Below are 13674 nucleotides of genomic sequence, written 5' to 3'. Positions count from 1 at the left end.
TGCTCTCTATTTATCTAGCAAAAAGCCTCGTAAGATCCCTGCAATAAAGATCCCGCTTAATAACAATAAAAATAGGTAAGCATGCCACTGCTGTAAAATTCGTTCGTGTCCCAATGCCACCATTAGGTCATTGAAAAGGGAATAGGTAAAATACAATAAAATACTATTTTTTATGAGACAAAAAGTGATGATACCATTTTGCCGTTGTTGATGTGACAGCGGCGCTTTCTTTTTCCGCATAACGGGATAAGCAGCTTTCATTTCTAAATAATGTAAAAGTAAAAACAGCATCAGTGCGATAAAGGGTAAATAAAAAATAGCAATTTTTGGTCCGAACTGGGCTTGCTCACTTGTAAAGCTTTGTAATACAGGGATTGTTGCAGGAAGCTGATGATATTGGATCAATGTAGCCGTAATCCCCGCTATAAAAATAGTAGTCACCATGATTGTCAGCTGGTGACAAAAGCGTGGTGTTGGTGTTTTTTGTTGTGTGTGCATCCGTGCCCCCCATTTCCAACGTCATTCAAAATAACAATCTGTTATACTGTATCATAGAATGATTGCTTATGGGTTAGAGAAAGAAGGATACTATGGAATACTTGTTGTTTTTACTAATTGGCATCATCGGGAATATCATTGGAACATTAGTTGGTGGCGGCGGTTTAATTACATTACCAACGATGATGCTCATGGGAGTTCCCGTTCATTCAGCAATTGGCGCTAATAAAGTGTCCAATATGGTGAGTGCCTTTTCAAGTTTTTATTCAATTTACAAACGAAAAGAATTGGCTTGGATAGAAATGCGTTCGGTCTTACTTGTATCCCTAGTAGGAGGTACACTTGGCGGACTTTTTGCTTCGTTAATGAGTAGTCAAACTTTAACGCTCATCGCCATTATTTTATTAGGCTTTGCTCTGATTGTGTCCTTTATGGGTGGTGCTGATTTTGGTGAAAAAGAGCGCTTTACAATGAATCGAAAAAATGGTCCAATTCTTCTTGGAGTTGGTTTTTATGATGGGATGTTTGGCCCAGGGAGTAGCACATTGGCACTTTATACATATGCACATGAGAAGATTTCCTATATCAAAGCGGTAGGTCTTTCACGGGTGGGCGTTTTTGCCATGTGTTCTGGAGCAGCGATTACGTATATTGCTACAGGAAAAATAGAGTGGCCGTTAACACTTATTTTAATGGTCGGCTCTACAATAGGTGCACAAATTGGGATTGTCCTTGCAAGAAAAGTTAAAGCCAATCAAGTGAAGCTTTTATTGCGTATCGTTACGATTGTGCTGATCGTCCAGCTTGTCTATGATTTTATCCACCAGCTATAGGAGGCGATAGTCATGTTTGAAATTACACCGTACCCAACCTTTTCATGGTCGTTATCGCGTCATAAAACGCTCACAAGCTGTGCACGCAAGTATGGCTATGAATATTATTTTTCCCATAATGGATGGCTTAGCTATCAAGTTGAGCCCTCTCATCAGTATGTTTATCGTTTAAAAAAGCTACAGTCCATGCCTATTTTATTTGGGCAAATTGTCCACCGATTTATTGAGCAGGCCATTAATGATTATCTACAAACAGGCAGAGCTCCCACGGTAGAGGAGCTGATCCAATCCGGACGAGAGCAGCTCAATGCGGCCTTTATTGATTCTACACGCCATCTAGAGTGGTGGCGGCAAAAGCCCAATAAATATTATATGATGCAGGAAATTTACTATCATGGCACACTTCCTCCTGAACTAATACAGGACTATAAAGAACGTTTACAAATTGTCTTTGACCATTTTTTGAGGAGTGAAACATTCCAGCAAATTACGGCACAAAAAGGTTCTCTCCGAATCGGTGAACCAGAGCAATTCCGCTCCATGAAAATCAACGACATCCAAGTATTCGTCGTAATGGACTTTCATTATTATGATGAGTTGAGGGATAAATGGGTTATTGTTGACTGGAAGACGGGTGGGGAATCTGATGATGATCGTCAGCAATTAGCGCTCTATGCCTACTATGTTCAGGAAAAATACCGTGTATCACTTGAACAAATCGAGGTCTATAACGAATATTTATTATCAGGAAAACGAAAGAAATATAGTTTTACAGACGTCGATATGGAGAATATTTTGTATACCTTCCAGCGCAGTGTTTTAGAAATGAAAAAGTATCAGGCCGATATTTTCTCCAATGAGCCCGTAGACATCGAGGATTTTGAACAAACACAAGATAAATGGCATTGTCGAGGCTGTAATTTTAGAGAGTTATGTGCGGAGAAATGAAGCAAGTGACTAAAATAGTATTGGAATACTTCAAACTGCAAGAAAACGTGTAGAAGCTCCAAAATGAAAGGAAACGCTCAGATAAAGTGTGAAACCCGCTCCTAATAAGGTGCGAGGTGATCCAAACAGCAGGTGTGGCGCTCCAAATTCGATTGAAGGCGCTCCATAAAGTGAGGAACCCGCTCCATCTAGGGAGCAAGGTGATCCAAACAGCAGGTGTGGCGCTCCAAAATGAATGAAAAGCGCTCCATGGAGTGTGAAACCCGCTCTAACTAGAGCGTGGGGTGATTCAAATAGAAGGTGAACCACTCCAAATTCGATAGAAGGCGCTCCATAAAGTGAGGAACCCGCTCCAACTAGTGAGCAAGGTGATCCAAACAGCAGCTGACCCGCTCCAAAAAGGCAGAAAGGCGCTCCATAAAGTGTGAAACCCGCTCCAACTAGAGCGTGGGGTGATCCAAATAGAAGTTGAACCACTCCAAATTCGATAGAAGGCGCTCCAAAAAGTGAGGAACTCGCTCCAAATAAAAATATAGATATCATTTCGAGATTTTCATTTCCGTACAATAATCTTTTAGTCAAAAAAGTTGATGCCAGGTCTTAATAAGCCAAGTAATACTCAGATAAAAAGAAAAAGACCACTCATGATGGGTGGTCAAAATAGATAAAACGCGAATTAATCTTAGATTATAATGAAGTTGATTTGCCCTTTTTCTCGTTAATAATAAGGTCTTCATGTGGGTGAGCAGTGTCAGATTGTCCTTCACGCTCATTACGTTTTTTACTAGTACCTGGGTCTGCATCTCTTGAAAATGTTTGTTTTGTTGGCTCGTCTGTTGCAAATTCTGTATTTTTTTTATCTCTTTTCATTTCGACACCTCCTACAGATAGTATTTAACTTATCCAATAAAATATCCCTGTTTATTTCAACTAAACACGTCAATTTCATTTTCGACCACTCCATGATCGATGGTTTTTTTACATAAAGTATGCCAATAGCTTACTAAAGCCAGTATGATAAAAAATACTAGTAAAGCAAGGTCTTAAAAATGGTGAAAGTCAGATTAATACTACAATAAAAAGTAATCTTGGATGTGTATTGAATAAAAGAAAAAACCAGAATGGAAAATTCCATTCTGGTTAAAGTCTCACTTTTTAGGTTCACTACATATTATAAAGTTTGTATTTATTTTAAATTATCTATTGCATACTGCGCTTCTTCAGGAGTGAATTTTTCTCCATATTCAGAAATCAACTGCTCGTAAATTGCCGAATTTGACATACTCATCATTTTTGCGTATGTTTGGGCTTTTTTCAATGCGTTTTCTTTCCAATCAAAAACAATGTTATCAATAGCATATTGAGCGGCTTCTGCTGGGAATTTCTCCCCGTATTCCGATGTTAATTGGTCATAAATACCTGCCTTTGACATTTGCATATTTTTCGCATATTGTTCTGCTTTCTTTAAGGCAGATTTATATTCTCGTGGGACACTTTCCTCTTTAGCCTTAGCTTCTGCTTTAGCTTTGGCTTCTGCATCTGCTTTAGCCTTTGCCTCCGCATTCTCTTTAGCTTTCTGTTCAGCTACTACTTTTTCTTCAGCTTCTTTGGCTTCTCGTGTAGCTTTTTCTTCAGGTGTTTCTTCCTTAGGTTTTGCTGTAGTTTCAATTGTTTCATTACCCTTATCTTTGGAAGTTTCAGTTGAATCAGTTGTTGAGACAAACCCAATAAATGAAGCAATCATGACGGCTACTGAAATACCAGCAAATTTGATTTGTTTTTTACCTTTTATACTATCTTTTTTGGCAAATTTAACAATTGATAAAATCACGAAAATAAAAATTGCCACAAAACTCATTATCGAGATTATCAAAAATAAATCATCCATCTTTATCATCCTCCCCTTATTTTACATTTTAGGTAATTCGATGGTAAAAGTACATACAAATTTAGTAAAAATTCCACTTATCGAAAAAAATTTCTGGACAGTGTTATCTTTCAACCTTAAGACTAAAGCTACGCTCAACATATTAGGCATGATTTATTATTAAGGATATATATGGTAAAATAGGTATGTATGTGTATAAAAGGGAGCGAGAAAATGGTCTATATGAAATCACCTAGTCATCTGGTGATAGGTGGAAATTGTGCAGAATCAACAAACAAATTCTCTATCTTATTGGTCGAGGAGATAGAGAATGATTAAAAATAAAATAGCGTTCATTAGCGGGATTGTTATTTTAGGTATATGTATGTGTCTGTTTTTCCCATATCCTAACAGCGAAATGATCTATGCTCAATCTTCATTCATGTCTTTTCCAATCCAAACGAAAGATGGATTTAGGATGCTTGGTATCATCGGTTCGGTTTTGTTTATAGTTGCTATCATTTTAATTGGTAGGAGCATAACCAAATATTTTTTTCGAACAATTGGTTTGGTCGTGATCCTCTATGCATGTTTACCTTATTTACTCATTACTGCCTATCAAGAAACCTTTGCTAGTGGCATAATGGCCATATCCTACAATGGAGATGGTACCTGTGATTTTGAAATGTTGGGTAAAGACTTAATGATGGGTGAATGTGAGCTTGCATTACATAATCGAAGCAATGAAGCTGTATCATTTGATTTAGAGTTTTTAGAATCTAGTTACTTGGAAGATGACATGCGTATGACGACACTTATGAATATAGCGGGTCCCTATCATCTAACAATCGAGGCAAATAGGATAAAGTCAATTCACCTGAAAGAAATACTTGATGTAACAGATGTTTCAAACCATATGGAGGGTGGAGCTTCGTATGAAGTTCACATTAAATTATGGAACGGGGAAACTGAACGAAATTTATAGATGATCGTAAATAATGTACTAATAAGTAAGTAACCAAAAGCGGGTGATGAACAATGTCACTCGCTTTATGTTTGACTAAACTTATGCAACAACAAATTTCCTAGTATAAATTCAGCTTGTTCCACATATATATGATAAGCAGCAAATTGCGAACGTTCAGTACCTTTTAAGTTCATAGAGGGGGGATGTCTATGAGTAAACAAATGTCGATGTTTGAGCTTTTGGAAACACCCGTGAAAAAGTCTGTAGAGGGTGAAATAAAAAATGTTGAAAAGAAAAATGTAGTAGCACCTCGTAAGGTGGGATATATTGTACCGCAATCATATGCAACCGTTGTGCATTAAAGTTAAATTTGCTTTTATGCTAAACTTGTATTAAATTATAAGGAATGTGAATTTTAAGAGAGGAGGCAAAAAGTGATGGAAATGGTGTACAGAACAATGGCAATTGAAGTAAAGACATTTTTACAATTAGATGATTTTTTGTCAAAGGGACCAGTCTGTGGTTTTTTAAGTAAATGCCATATTAAACATAGTAACCGGAAGCTTTTTGCCTGTCTATTATCATAGATGAAAAAAGTAAAAAAATGGATGATCGATAGAAATTCCTAGACGCCGGTTTTTATGGCGTCTTTTTTTGTTGGGATTAACGTTTAGAAAGGGTGAGTTGATTGCTGAAAAAACTAAGGCAATTTAGGAATGTTTCAGTGTTCCAAACGCTTCTAATTTAGCAAAATAATTAGAAGCGAGGAATTTAAAAATGAATAAACAACAAATTTTTACACTGTCATTTCTTTTTCTATTTATAAGTAATTTTTTGATTTTTATAGGATTTGAAATGTTACTGCCAATTTTACCGGCCTATTTAGTAAGTTTAAACGCCAACCCGATGCAAGTAGGGTTGGTAACGACTGTGTTTACAATAGGCGCAATTATTATCAGACCTTTTATCGGTTACTATTTAATCGATCATCAGCGAAAAAATCTAGCGATAGGTGCATGTATATCGTTATTAATCATTACGATGTTGTATCCTTTTCTTAATAATATTTGGCTTTTCCTTCTGTTACGGCTAGTCCATGGAACGGCTTGGGGGGTTTCCACTACAACTAATAGTACAATGGCTGTCGATAGTATTCCTAAAGCTAAATTAGGAGAAGGTATGGGGTATTTCTCCATTTCAACAACAGTCGGAGCAATTGTTGCACCGAGTCTTGGGATTCTTATCTACCATTCTTTTTCCTTCCATACACTCATTTGGTCTTCTGCCTTACTTTGTGTATTAGCTGTCATCGTACTTCCATTTGTTCAATCAGCGACACCTATTCAACATGAAAAGCAGCCATTTCGTTTTATGGAAGCGATTTTTGAAAAAGATGTATGGTTTCAAGCATTACTAACTATAGTGACGACACTTGGATTTGGCGCGATCATTACCTTTTTAGTGCTGTACGGAGAACAAAAAGGATTAAATCATATCTTTTTATTCTTTCTCATCAATGCAATTGTTTCCACTTTACTACGCCCATTTACAGGAAAATGGTTTGATCGGAACGGACCATGGTCGATCATCATTGTGTCAGCAACGCTAGGATTTTTATCATTGATTGTGCTGTCTTATACAACAAATAATGGAAGTCTTATGATCGCGGCAATTTTATTTGGTGCAGGTTATGGAACCGTTATGCCGTGTTTACAAACATGGACTGTTCAAAAAGTAAGTGAAGCAAAAAGCGGAGCAGCCAATGCTACTTTTCTTTCAAGCTTCGATGTTGGAGTTGGCATGAGTGCCTTTGTACTAGGGATTCTAGCAGAATGGATGAGTTTAGAAACGATTTTCCGTCTTGTTAGCTTAAGTTTCCTTTTAGTCGTCTTATTAGTATATAGAGATTATAAAAGAAACAAGAACATGTAATCATAAGGACCAGCCACATTGAAAAGAGTGTCTGGTCCTTTTATTACATAAACGACATATGAGGCAGGAAATTGAGTGTAGAACACAGAACACTAGCTATGTAACATTTTAAATTAAATGACAAGGCGAGGTAGGTGGTAGCTATGCTAATTGCAAAGGGTGTCAAAATGCTAGAGCTGAACTATCAAGGGTTCATCATTCATCCGATGTTGGTGTGGGATCAGAATATGGCTGTGTTAATGGATGCAGGCTTTCCAGGGCAAATGGATGCGTTACGTGAGGCAATGGCACAGGTGGGCGTGTCTTTGGATCAACTGAAAGCGGTTATTTTAACACATCAGGATGTGGATCATATCGGTTGTCTTCCTGATATTTTGCAGGAGTGTGGACAGCATATACATGTTTATGCTCATGCCCTTGATAAGCCTTATATTCAAGGGGAGTTGCCACTATTGAAAGATGGTCAACTAGTAAATCCCCCAAAGGGTAGGGTCGATGTAGAGTTGAGTGATGGGGAAGAATTACCGTTTTGCGGTGGAATTCGCGTTATTCATACACCAGGACATACGCCTGGTCATATTAGCCTCTATTTAACACAAAGTAAAACATTAGTTGCAGGGGATTCAATGTATAGTGTAGATGGCCACCTTGAGGGTATACACGAGCCAACTGTGTTACATTTAGAGGAAGCGCGTCTTTCTTTACAGAAATATGTAGATCTAGATATTGAAACGGTTGTTTGCTATCACGGTGGAGCTAGTAGGGGAGATATTGACCATCAGCTGAAAAAGATCCTGATATAGTATAAAGACCAGCCTTAAATTTTCAAAAGGCTGGTCATTTTTGATTATTCTGTAATGGTCTCTTGGAATGTTTTACGGCCAGGGCTTACTTTATTGATATGAATATCGATTTTACTAATGGAATCTTTGTTTAATGGAATTTTGCCATTCTTCTCTAGTTTTTTCCATGCTTTCACGTTATCACGGTATAAATATTCCGATAAACGAAAGACATCTGCATCCATTTTTAGGCCTTCCTCAAAGGTACCCATAATTTCTTTTTTGACTTCCTCTGAAACCTTTTTTCTTACCTGATCTGGATCTAGCTTGCCTTTAAAGCCATTTAAGACTGTATCAAATTTTAAAACGACTTCAAACCGTACTTGGCTATTAGTGACGATTGGTTTAACTCTGACATCTAATTTTTTTATATCAACAGTTAGGTAATCATCTTTTTCGTTATTTGCTAATTCAAAGGTAATTTCGCCTTGTTTTGTTGCATCATTCATCCATTCGATCCCTCGAGCAGATGTCCCTTTTAAATAGCCTTTGAAGCTGTCCTTTGAGAGAATACCCACACCTGCAAAATAGGTTTCTTTTTCTTGCCCATCTATTGTTTCCCAGCTTTCATTAATGGTAATGTAAGGAACCTTCATTTCATGGTTTGGCTCATTTAAACCGATAACTAGCTGCCTTAAATTGACAGGCTCTACAAATGACTCTTGCTTCGCTGTATTTTTAGGGTTACTTAGTTTAGCAGAGGTTGGTGATTTCTCTAATAATGGAGAAACTAATAACACATCCTCAATCGAGTCATCTGTACAGTAGACCCAAATATGATATCGGGTTTCTCGAAAACGCAAAAATGTGTCGATAACAGAAATGGCATGCTCATCACGCATAGCATTATCTGAGAAAAGAAGAAAGGTCATATGCCCCCAAAACACTTCTTGGTCCATCGAACGATATAATTTATAAATAGCCTCTTCAATAGTTTTGCCCGTAGCTTTCCCTATCTCGGTAGGCGCTGCTTGAGGATTTGCTGTTTCTGTTTTAGCTACAGTGGCAAAGTTAATAATTTGTAAGTATACAGTATATTCATTGTCCTTATAATCTACTCCAACACCTTGCACATAGTACATTCGTTGTGGCTCTGTGACATCCCAACAGCCTGATAACAGGAGTGTAATAGTAAATATGAACATAGCCACTACTATATTTTTTTGACTCATATGTCTCCCTACTTTTTAAAGGTCGTGTACATTAGTTTGGACAAAAAATGAGTATATTATAAGTAAGATAGTATGTAGGAGAATGGAATAGAAAAGTGCTGCCTACAGTCAAAAGACGCTGTGGCAGCACTGACTTACTCAGTTAATGAAAGTATTTCTCAACGCGTTGAACAACTTCGTTTGCTGAAAGCCCATCCGCGTCGATGACTGGACCAGCCATGACTGGATCACTAATTCCCATCACGTCTCGATCCTGACCTGTAATGATACAGGCATCACATTTTTTGGCATCCTCTTCATTGCGAAGCTGGATCACTTCATAGCCTTTTGCTTTTAAAGCATCCTCAATATTAGATAATGATTGTTCCACACCAATAATTCTAGACATTTTTCGTCCACCTCCTATAAATAATGTGCCATTTCAGGTTGCTCATTATTCATATTATTTTTTAAAGGAAGATGGATAATTTCCTGCTTTCTTCACAACATGAGTTTAGCGCTCTGTTCTTAATAGTGGCTGTGTACTACATCTAAAAGAACCTCCGAAGCTTCGTGAAATTTTAAAATCAACATATTCGACTGTGATCCCTTTTTGTTCTAATTGTTCACCAATCCATGTAAATTCTTTATCTGTAATATAAACCTGTTCATTAACAGGTAAACCATTGGTAGCAAGTCGTGCCGCATCTTCTAAGGAAACGTGAATTTTATCCCAATCCTTTAGCTGTTCAGGAATACCATCTAAAAAGGCTTCCTCACAAACAATCATAAGTCCGTTTCTTACCAAGCTAAGAGCACAGTCTAAATGAAGAATAGTTGGATGAAGCGGAACTTCAACTACCGTATAATCGAAGTTACTCGCTAAATTACGTAGCCATTGAACGCCATTTTGATTGGAAGCTAGTCCTGAATTTCCAACGAAAATTATTTTATCTAAAACTAAGACATCGCCTCCCTCTAAAAAGGGACCCGCTTCTGACGCTTGTCCTTCTGCCATATCTGGCTTTGGAATAGAGACATAGTAACATTGATTTTCATTTGCCTCCTGTGCTAAAAGATGACGCACAGGCAAAATTTCATTGCGTCTATGGGGAAATCGAAGTGAGCCTTCGATTAACAATGGACCAATGGTGAAAAACGGATCTCGGACAAAGAAATTGCTATAGCCATCCTCTTTTCCTAATTCCTTTTCATAGTCTGTTAAAAGTCTTGGAGAATGGACTTCAACCCCATACTTTTCTAAAACTTTCTTTAAATTAAGACGTTCCAATTCCCATTGCTGCTGTCTTTCTGGAAAAACATCTTTATAATTTTTACCCTTCGTATCGACACCAGCATAGAGTGCTAACGTTTCTTCAGTTAAAAATTCATCATCTGTTAACTCGTCTTTTGAGGGAAAAGCAAATTCTGATTGAGCCATTACCACTCTCTTTAAAGGAGCAAACTCACTTTTTACAAAAATATTCGTCATCGTACTTCCTCCTGTTGTATGATGGAGAAAAAGAGTGAACTATATTCTCCGTTGTGTCCTTATCCTAAGCTATATAGTAACTACATAGTCAAGAAAGGTAGTAAGGTGGTGAAAAGATGGGCATTGCAGAAGTGTTGACCATCGTTTTGGTTGTATTAAAATGGACAGATGTCATAGCATGGTCATGGTGGCTAGTCTTATTACCTGCCATTATCTCAATTAGTTTGTATGTACTATTATTGGTGGTGAAGCTCGTCGCTGTGTTGATTGGTGTAGTAGCAGTGAAAAAACGACAAAAGAGGGCAGGTCTTTAACCTATTGGGATGCTTAATCGGGAACTAAAAAGTGGTAAGCTCCGTCCAAAAGGAACGAATCTTACCACTTCGTAATTATTTGCTAAGTTCATAGGTTTTTATAGCTGTTGGAACAAAGCTTTCACATTTATCTAATAGTGCTGCCACGTCCTCGTCAACAATAAGTGCCTCTCGATATTGCGCTTTTAAAAATTGTTCCTGTTGCATATGGTCAAAAAATGAAATTAATAAATCGAAATAGCCCTCGATATTGAAAATAGCACAAGGCTTTTGATGCAAGCCGATTTGATTCCAAGTAAACACTTCAAAAAATTCCTCTAATGTTCCTGGGCCTCCAGGTAGGGCGATAAAACCATCTGCTAGTTCCATCATTTTACTCTTTCGTTCATGCATCGTATTGACAACGATTAACTCGGATAGCTGCTGATGAGCAATCTCACGTGCCTCTAATAATGTCGGAATCACCCCAATAACCTTTCCACCTTCTTGTAGAACCGTATTTGCTACTGTAGCCATAATTCCGACACTAGCACCTCCATATACGAGAGTAATGTGGCGCTTTGCTAATTCTTTACCTAGGCGGATAGCCCCTTCACGATAGGCATCAGAAGCGCCGATACTGGACCCACAAAATACTGCGATACTTTTCATAGTTGATTCCTCCATATCTAATCATTCGATTATCTTGGTTCAGCACGGTTTTTCGAGCGAAAGCGAAGCATCCTTGATCTGCTCAATGAAAAAACTACTGAAATAAGATAGGTCTCAGGCGGATGTCACAGATTTAGTAGAGGAGCTTTGAGCAAGCTTGAAAAATCTGGACAATCATTACGCCGAGCCGCAATTAATAGTATAATTTATTTTGAAGTGGAAAGGAATGGAGGAAAAGAACATGCAATTAAATGAGTTTCAACGTTGGGTGAAGGATTATTATGAAGAACGGGGTTGGTCTGAGCTCAATATTTTTACACGTATTGGGTTTTTGGCAGAAGAAACAGGCGAAGTTGCAAGAGCTATTCGAGCATTAGAAATTGGTAGAGACCGACCAGATGAAAAAATAGCATCCTATGAGGAAAATAAACAAGAGCTAAAGGAAGAGCTTGGCGATGTGATAGGGAATATTATTGTCATTGCAAATCAATATGATATTCCCCTAGAGGACATATTTGCTGCTCATCAAGACAAGCTGTTAAAACGCTATCAGGATTAGGAGGAGAGCAATGGAGTATCAAGTGGAAATTCTACGTGAAGAGCATGATGAGTTTACAAACTTTTTAGCAGAAAAGATTCGAACATTTAACAATGAGCATTCCTCTTATCACCGAGAAAGTAGGCAGAAGGGTGCAGTTCAGCCTTTACACCTGATCGTCACTGATGACCAGCAACAATGGATTGGTGGGATAACAGCTGAGGTCTACTGGGGTTGGCTGGAAATACATAAATTTTGGTTTTGTGAAGAATATCGAGGGAAAGGTTTGGGCAAAAAGCTACTGGCACAGGCTGAGGGAATTGCTAAGGATATGGGAGCAACGAAAGCACTGTTGACAACCTTTGAATTCCAAGCGCGAACATTTTATGAGACACAAGGCTATCGTGTTGTAGGAGAAATTAAAGATTATCCGCCAGGTAGCAGCTATTATACGATGGTAAAGCTACTGACATAAGAAAGGGCTGTCTATTTCAAAGGCAGCCTATTTAATTGATGTCACCCAAGTAAATTGTTGTTTTTTGTCCACGGATAAATTGTTGTAATGGTTGGATGAATGCTTTTGGATAAAGTCTCTTCGTATGTAGCATTTCGATGGGTAGCCATTCTGTTCCGATTTGATGGCTATCGGGATTCGTTGGCTGACAGGAGACCCCATTTAACTGGCATAAAAAATAGTATTCTACTTGGTGTGCATCAGCATCAAAGGCAGCATGTTCATGGTTTTTTCCGATATATTCTCGGATAAATAGAAGCTCTCCAATCTGAACAGAGGAGCCAATTTCTTCAAGACATTCTCTTTGCAGTGCTTCATGAAAGGTCTCTCCATGCTCTTGTCCGCCTCCCGGGAAAAGATAAAAAAAGCCCTCCGGATCTTGATTTTTTGTTAGTAAGATTTCCCCATTCACAATAATGATGGCTTTAACCGAATTTCTTATCATAGGATTCTCCTTTTAATGTTATTTTTACATGGATCATGACTAAAACGCTTCATGAATGTCTACCTTAGTAAAAAGGGGAGATAAAGCGTGTATTCAATGTCCAATTTTAAAATTCTTGTAGACAAACAGGCTGAAATCGATACAATTTATCAGAAATGCGATGACTTAATTCAATCAACTGTTAGACCGAAGCTTGATGCAGAGGTAGAACAGTTTTTAAGTCTCGTTGAACAGCATTTAACGCAGCAAGGCTTTACGATTAAAAAAACGTCAACAGGCTTAATTGCTAATTTTCAAGAAGCTGTTATTAATGTGGATAAACATTCAAAGCATTTGGAAGAGTGCTTTTTTATCAATTTAAATAGCTATGCAGAGGATCAAGTATCCATTGTTTTGGACATTTCACCAATAATGCTACCTAAAATATCCAATCAGCTCGATGGCTATACCGATATTATTGAGCAAATGACCGATAAACTAAAGCAAGCAAAAAGCCTCGAGAAAGCCTGTAATCAACCAACATTTCTCTATAAAACGCAAAGCAATAAAGTTTTCCATTCCGCACAACAAGTAGTGGATTATTATTTTCAGTAATGCGATCGAAGGAGAAGCCACCTTAAAATAATTTAAGGTGGCTCATTTGTGTTATCGTCATTGGATGCCCGCTATCATCCATTATGGA

General features: G+C 37.8%; 20 protein-coding genes. 12 read left to right on the top strand and 8 right to left on the bottom strand.

Annotated elements, in window-relative coordinates; all coding sequences use genetic code 11:
- Positions 1-6 precede the first annotated feature (6 nt).
- A complete protein-coding gene (locus SJW71_RS14620) occupies positions 7-498 on the bottom strand; it encodes a DUF1648 domain-containing protein (protein WP_431811092.1) in 492 nt (163 codons plus the stop codon).
- A gap of 92 nt (positions 499-590) precedes the next feature.
- Between SJW71_RS14620 and SJW71_RS14615 the strand changes: the two genes are divergently transcribed.
- The 3 genes from SJW71_RS14615 to SJW71_RS14605 all read left to right on the top strand — a co-directional run bounded on the left by SJW71_RS14615 (position 591) and on the right by SJW71_RS14605 (position 2518).
- The gene (locus SJW71_RS14615; protein ID WP_407133693.1) at positions 591-1331 is read left to right on the top strand and encodes a sulfite exporter TauE/SafE family protein; all 741 of its coding nucleotides are present in this window, start codon (positions 591-593) and stop codon (positions 1329-1331) included.
- Positions 1332-1343: 12 nt separating this feature from the next.
- Positions 1344-2279 (top strand): PD-(D/E)XK nuclease family protein, encoded by a 936-nt coding sequence (locus tag SJW71_RS14610; RefSeq protein WP_431811091.1) that lies wholly within the window; start codon positions 1344-1346, stop codon positions 2277-2279.
- A 116-nt stretch (positions 2280-2395) separates the two neighbouring features.
- On the top strand, positions 2396-2518 hold the full coding sequence (locus tag SJW71_RS14605; protein WP_431811090.1) for a hypothetical protein: 123 nt from the start codon (positions 2396-2398) through the stop codon (positions 2516-2518).
- Between the two features lie 448 nt (positions 2519-2966).
- Here the strand turns inward: SJW71_RS14605 and SJW71_RS14600 are convergent, their stop codons facing one another.
- Together SJW71_RS14600 and SJW71_RS14595 are read right to left on the bottom strand one after the other, a co-directional pair.
- The gene (locus SJW71_RS14600; RefSeq protein ID WP_274796786.1) at positions 2967-3149 is read right to left on the bottom strand and encodes a hypothetical protein; all 183 of its coding nucleotides are present in this window, start codon (positions 3147-3149) and stop codon (positions 2967-2969) included.
- Between the two features lie 316 nt (positions 3150-3465).
- Complete coding sequence (locus SJW71_RS14595; RefSeq protein ID WP_396631742.1) at positions 3466-3948, bottom strand: Ltp family lipoprotein; 483 nt, start codon at positions 3946-3948, stop codon at positions 3466-3468.
- A 529-nt stretch (positions 3949-4477) separates the two neighbouring features.
- On the opposite strand from SJW71_RS14595, the gene SJW71_RS14590 reads away from it, so the two are divergent.
- From SJW71_RS14590 to SJW71_RS14570, 5 genes are all read left to right on the top strand, one after another.
- Positions 4478-5131, top strand: coding sequence for a hypothetical protein (locus SJW71_RS14590; protein WP_322604880.1), 654 nt, complete (start codon positions 4478-4480; stop codon positions 5129-5131).
- 191 nt (positions 5132-5322) lie between these two features.
- Positions 5323-5475: a hypothetical protein gene (locus SJW71_RS14585; RefSeq protein WP_274796788.1), complete on the top strand. Its 153-nt coding sequence runs from the start codon at positions 5323-5325 to the stop codon at positions 5473-5475.
- Between the two features lie 72 nt (positions 5476-5547).
- Positions 5548-5700 carry a hypothetical protein gene (locus SJW71_RS14580; protein WP_274797401.1) on the top strand — a complete coding sequence of 51 codons (153 nt, stop codon included), beginning with the start codon at positions 5548-5550 and terminating at the stop codon, positions 5698-5700.
- Between the two features lie 190 nt (positions 5701-5890).
- Entirely contained in the window at positions 5891-7045 is a 1155-nt protein-coding gene (locus SJW71_RS14575) for an MFS transporter (RefSeq protein WP_322604882.1), read from the top strand.
- Positions 7046-7188: 143 nt separating this feature from the next.
- Complete coding sequence (locus SJW71_RS14570; protein ID WP_322604883.1) at positions 7189-7848, top strand: MBL fold metallo-hydrolase; 660 nt, start codon at positions 7189-7191, stop codon at positions 7846-7848.
- Between the two features lie 44 nt (positions 7849-7892).
- Here the strand turns inward: SJW71_RS14570 and SJW71_RS14565 are convergent, their stop codons facing one another.
- The 3 genes from SJW71_RS14565 to SJW71_RS14555 form a co-directional block, all read right to left on the bottom strand.
- The gene (locus SJW71_RS14565; RefSeq protein WP_274796791.1) at positions 7893-9059 is read right to left on the bottom strand and encodes a Ger(x)C family spore germination protein; all 1167 of its coding nucleotides are present in this window, start codon (positions 9057-9059) and stop codon (positions 7893-7895) included.
- 142 nt (positions 9060-9201) lie between these two features.
- Positions 9202-9447 carry a YkuS family protein gene (locus SJW71_RS14560; RefSeq protein ID WP_274796792.1) on the bottom strand — a complete coding sequence of 82 codons (246 nt, stop codon included), beginning with the start codon at positions 9445-9447 and terminating at the stop codon, positions 9202-9204.
- A 105-nt stretch (positions 9448-9552) separates the two neighbouring features.
- Positions 9553-10530, bottom strand: a complete 978-nt coding sequence (locus SJW71_RS14555) for a dimethylarginine dimethylaminohydrolase family protein (RefSeq protein ID WP_431811089.1) — start codon at positions 10528-10530, stop codon at positions 9553-9555.
- Positions 10531-10646: 116 nt separating this feature from the next.
- Here SJW71_RS14555 and SJW71_RS14550 point away from each other — a divergent pair, with 116 nt between their 5' ends.
- On the top strand, positions 10647-10844 hold the full coding sequence (locus tag SJW71_RS14550; protein WP_274796795.1) for a transmembrane Fragile-X-F protein: 198 nt from the start codon (positions 10647-10649) through the stop codon (positions 10842-10844).
- Between the two features lie 75 nt (positions 10845-10919).
- Here SJW71_RS14550 and SJW71_RS14545 read toward each other — a convergent pair whose 3' ends face one another.
- Entirely contained in the window at positions 10920-11495 is a 576-nt protein-coding gene (locus SJW71_RS14545) for a TIGR00730 family Rossman fold protein (protein ID WP_322604885.1), read from the bottom strand.
- 241 nt (positions 11496-11736) lie between these two features.
- Here SJW71_RS14545 and SJW71_RS14540 point away from each other — a divergent pair, with 241 nt between their 5' ends.
- Together SJW71_RS14540 and SJW71_RS14535 are read left to right on the top strand one after the other, a co-directional pair.
- The gene (locus tag SJW71_RS14540; protein ID WP_274796797.1) at positions 11737-12054 is read left to right on the top strand and encodes a MazG-like family protein; all 318 of its coding nucleotides are present in this window, start codon (positions 11737-11739) and stop codon (positions 12052-12054) included.
- A gap of 10 nt (positions 12055-12064) precedes the next feature.
- Positions 12065-12508: a GNAT family N-acetyltransferase gene (locus SJW71_RS14535; protein WP_274796798.1), complete on the top strand. Its 444-nt coding sequence runs from the start codon at positions 12065-12067 to the stop codon at positions 12506-12508.
- 31 nt (positions 12509-12539) lie between these two features.
- On the opposite strand, the gene SJW71_RS14530 is transcribed toward SJW71_RS14535, so the two are convergent.
- On the bottom strand, positions 12540-12992 hold the full coding sequence (locus SJW71_RS14530) for an NUDIX domain-containing protein (RefSeq protein WP_322604886.1): 453 nt from the start codon (positions 12990-12992) through the stop codon (positions 12540-12542).
- Between the two features lie 96 nt (positions 12993-13088).
- On the opposite strand from SJW71_RS14530, the gene SJW71_RS14525 reads away from it, so the two are divergent.
- Entirely contained in the window at positions 13089-13586 is a 498-nt protein-coding gene (locus SJW71_RS14525) for a hypothetical protein (RefSeq protein WP_312506357.1), read from the top strand.
- The last annotated feature ends 88 nt before the right edge of the window (positions 13587-13674 follow it).

The organism is Lysinibacillus sp. FW12 (genome assembly GCF_050817245.1).
In the GTDB taxonomy this organism is placed as follows: Bacteria; Bacillota; Bacilli; order Bacillales_A; family Planococcaceae; genus Lysinibacillus; species Lysinibacillus irui.
The sequence above is the reverse complement of the archived record's forward strand: the minus strand, read 5'-3'. Positions and strand labels throughout refer to the sequence as shown.

Excerpts from the sequence above, each read along its gene's own strand:
- SJW71_RS14620 (WP_431811092.1), bottom strand. The coding sequence starts at position 498 with ATGCACACACAACAAAAAACACCAACACCACGCTTTTGTCACCAGCTG.
- SJW71_RS14615 (WP_407133693.1), top strand. The coding sequence starts at position 591 with ATGGAATACTTGTTGTTTTTACTAATTGGCATCATCGGGAATATCATT.
- SJW71_RS14610 (WP_431811091.1), top strand. The coding sequence starts at position 1,344 with ATGTTTGAAATTACACCGTACCCAACCTTTTCATGGTCGTTATCGCGT.
- SJW71_RS14600 (WP_274796786.1), bottom strand. The coding sequence starts at position 3,149 with ATGAAAAGAGATAAAAAAAATACAGAATTTGCAACAGACGAGCCAACA.
- SJW71_RS14590 (WP_322604880.1), top strand. The coding sequence starts at position 4,478 with ATGATTAAAAATAAAATAGCGTTCATTAGCGGGATTGTTATTTTAGGT.
- SJW71_RS14585 (WP_274796788.1), top strand. The coding sequence starts at position 5,323 with ATGAGTAAACAAATGTCGATGTTTGAGCTTTTGGAAACACCCGTGAAA.
- SJW71_RS14575 (WP_322604882.1), top strand. The coding sequence starts at position 5,891 with ATGAATAAACAACAAATTTTTACACTGTCATTTCTTTTTCTATTTATA.
- SJW71_RS14570 (WP_322604883.1), top strand. The coding sequence starts at position 7,189 with ATGCTAATTGCAAAGGGTGTCAAAATGCTAGAGCTGAACTATCAAGGG.
- SJW71_RS14565 (WP_274796791.1), bottom strand. The coding sequence starts at position 9,059 with ATGAGTCAAAAAAATATAGTAGTGGCTATGTTCATATTTACTATTACA.
- SJW71_RS14560 (WP_274796792.1), bottom strand. The coding sequence starts at position 9,447 with ATGTCTAGAATTATTGGTGTGGAACAATCATTATCTAATATTGAGGAT.
- SJW71_RS14555 (WP_431811089.1), bottom strand. The coding sequence starts at position 10,530 with ATGACGAATATTTTTGTAAAAAGTGAGTTTGCTCCTTTAAAGAGAGTG.
- SJW71_RS14550 (WP_274796795.1), top strand. The coding sequence starts at position 10,647 with ATGGGCATTGCAGAAGTGTTGACCATCGTTTTGGTTGTATTAAAATGG.
- SJW71_RS14545 (WP_322604885.1), bottom strand. The coding sequence starts at position 11,495 with ATGAAAAGTATCGCAGTATTTTGTGGGTCCAGTATCGGCGCTTCTGAT.
- SJW71_RS14540 (WP_274796797.1), top strand. The coding sequence starts at position 11,737 with ATGCAATTAAATGAGTTTCAACGTTGGGTGAAGGATTATTATGAAGAA.
- SJW71_RS14535 (WP_274796798.1), top strand. The coding sequence starts at position 12,065 with ATGGAGTATCAAGTGGAAATTCTACGTGAAGAGCATGATGAGTTTACA.
- SJW71_RS14530 (WP_322604886.1), bottom strand. The coding sequence starts at position 12,992 with ATGATAAGAAATTCGGTTAAAGCCATCATTATTGTGAATGGGGAAATC.
- SJW71_RS14525 (WP_312506357.1), top strand. The coding sequence starts at position 13,089 with ATGTCCAATTTTAAAATTCTTGTAGACAAACAGGCTGAAATCGATACA.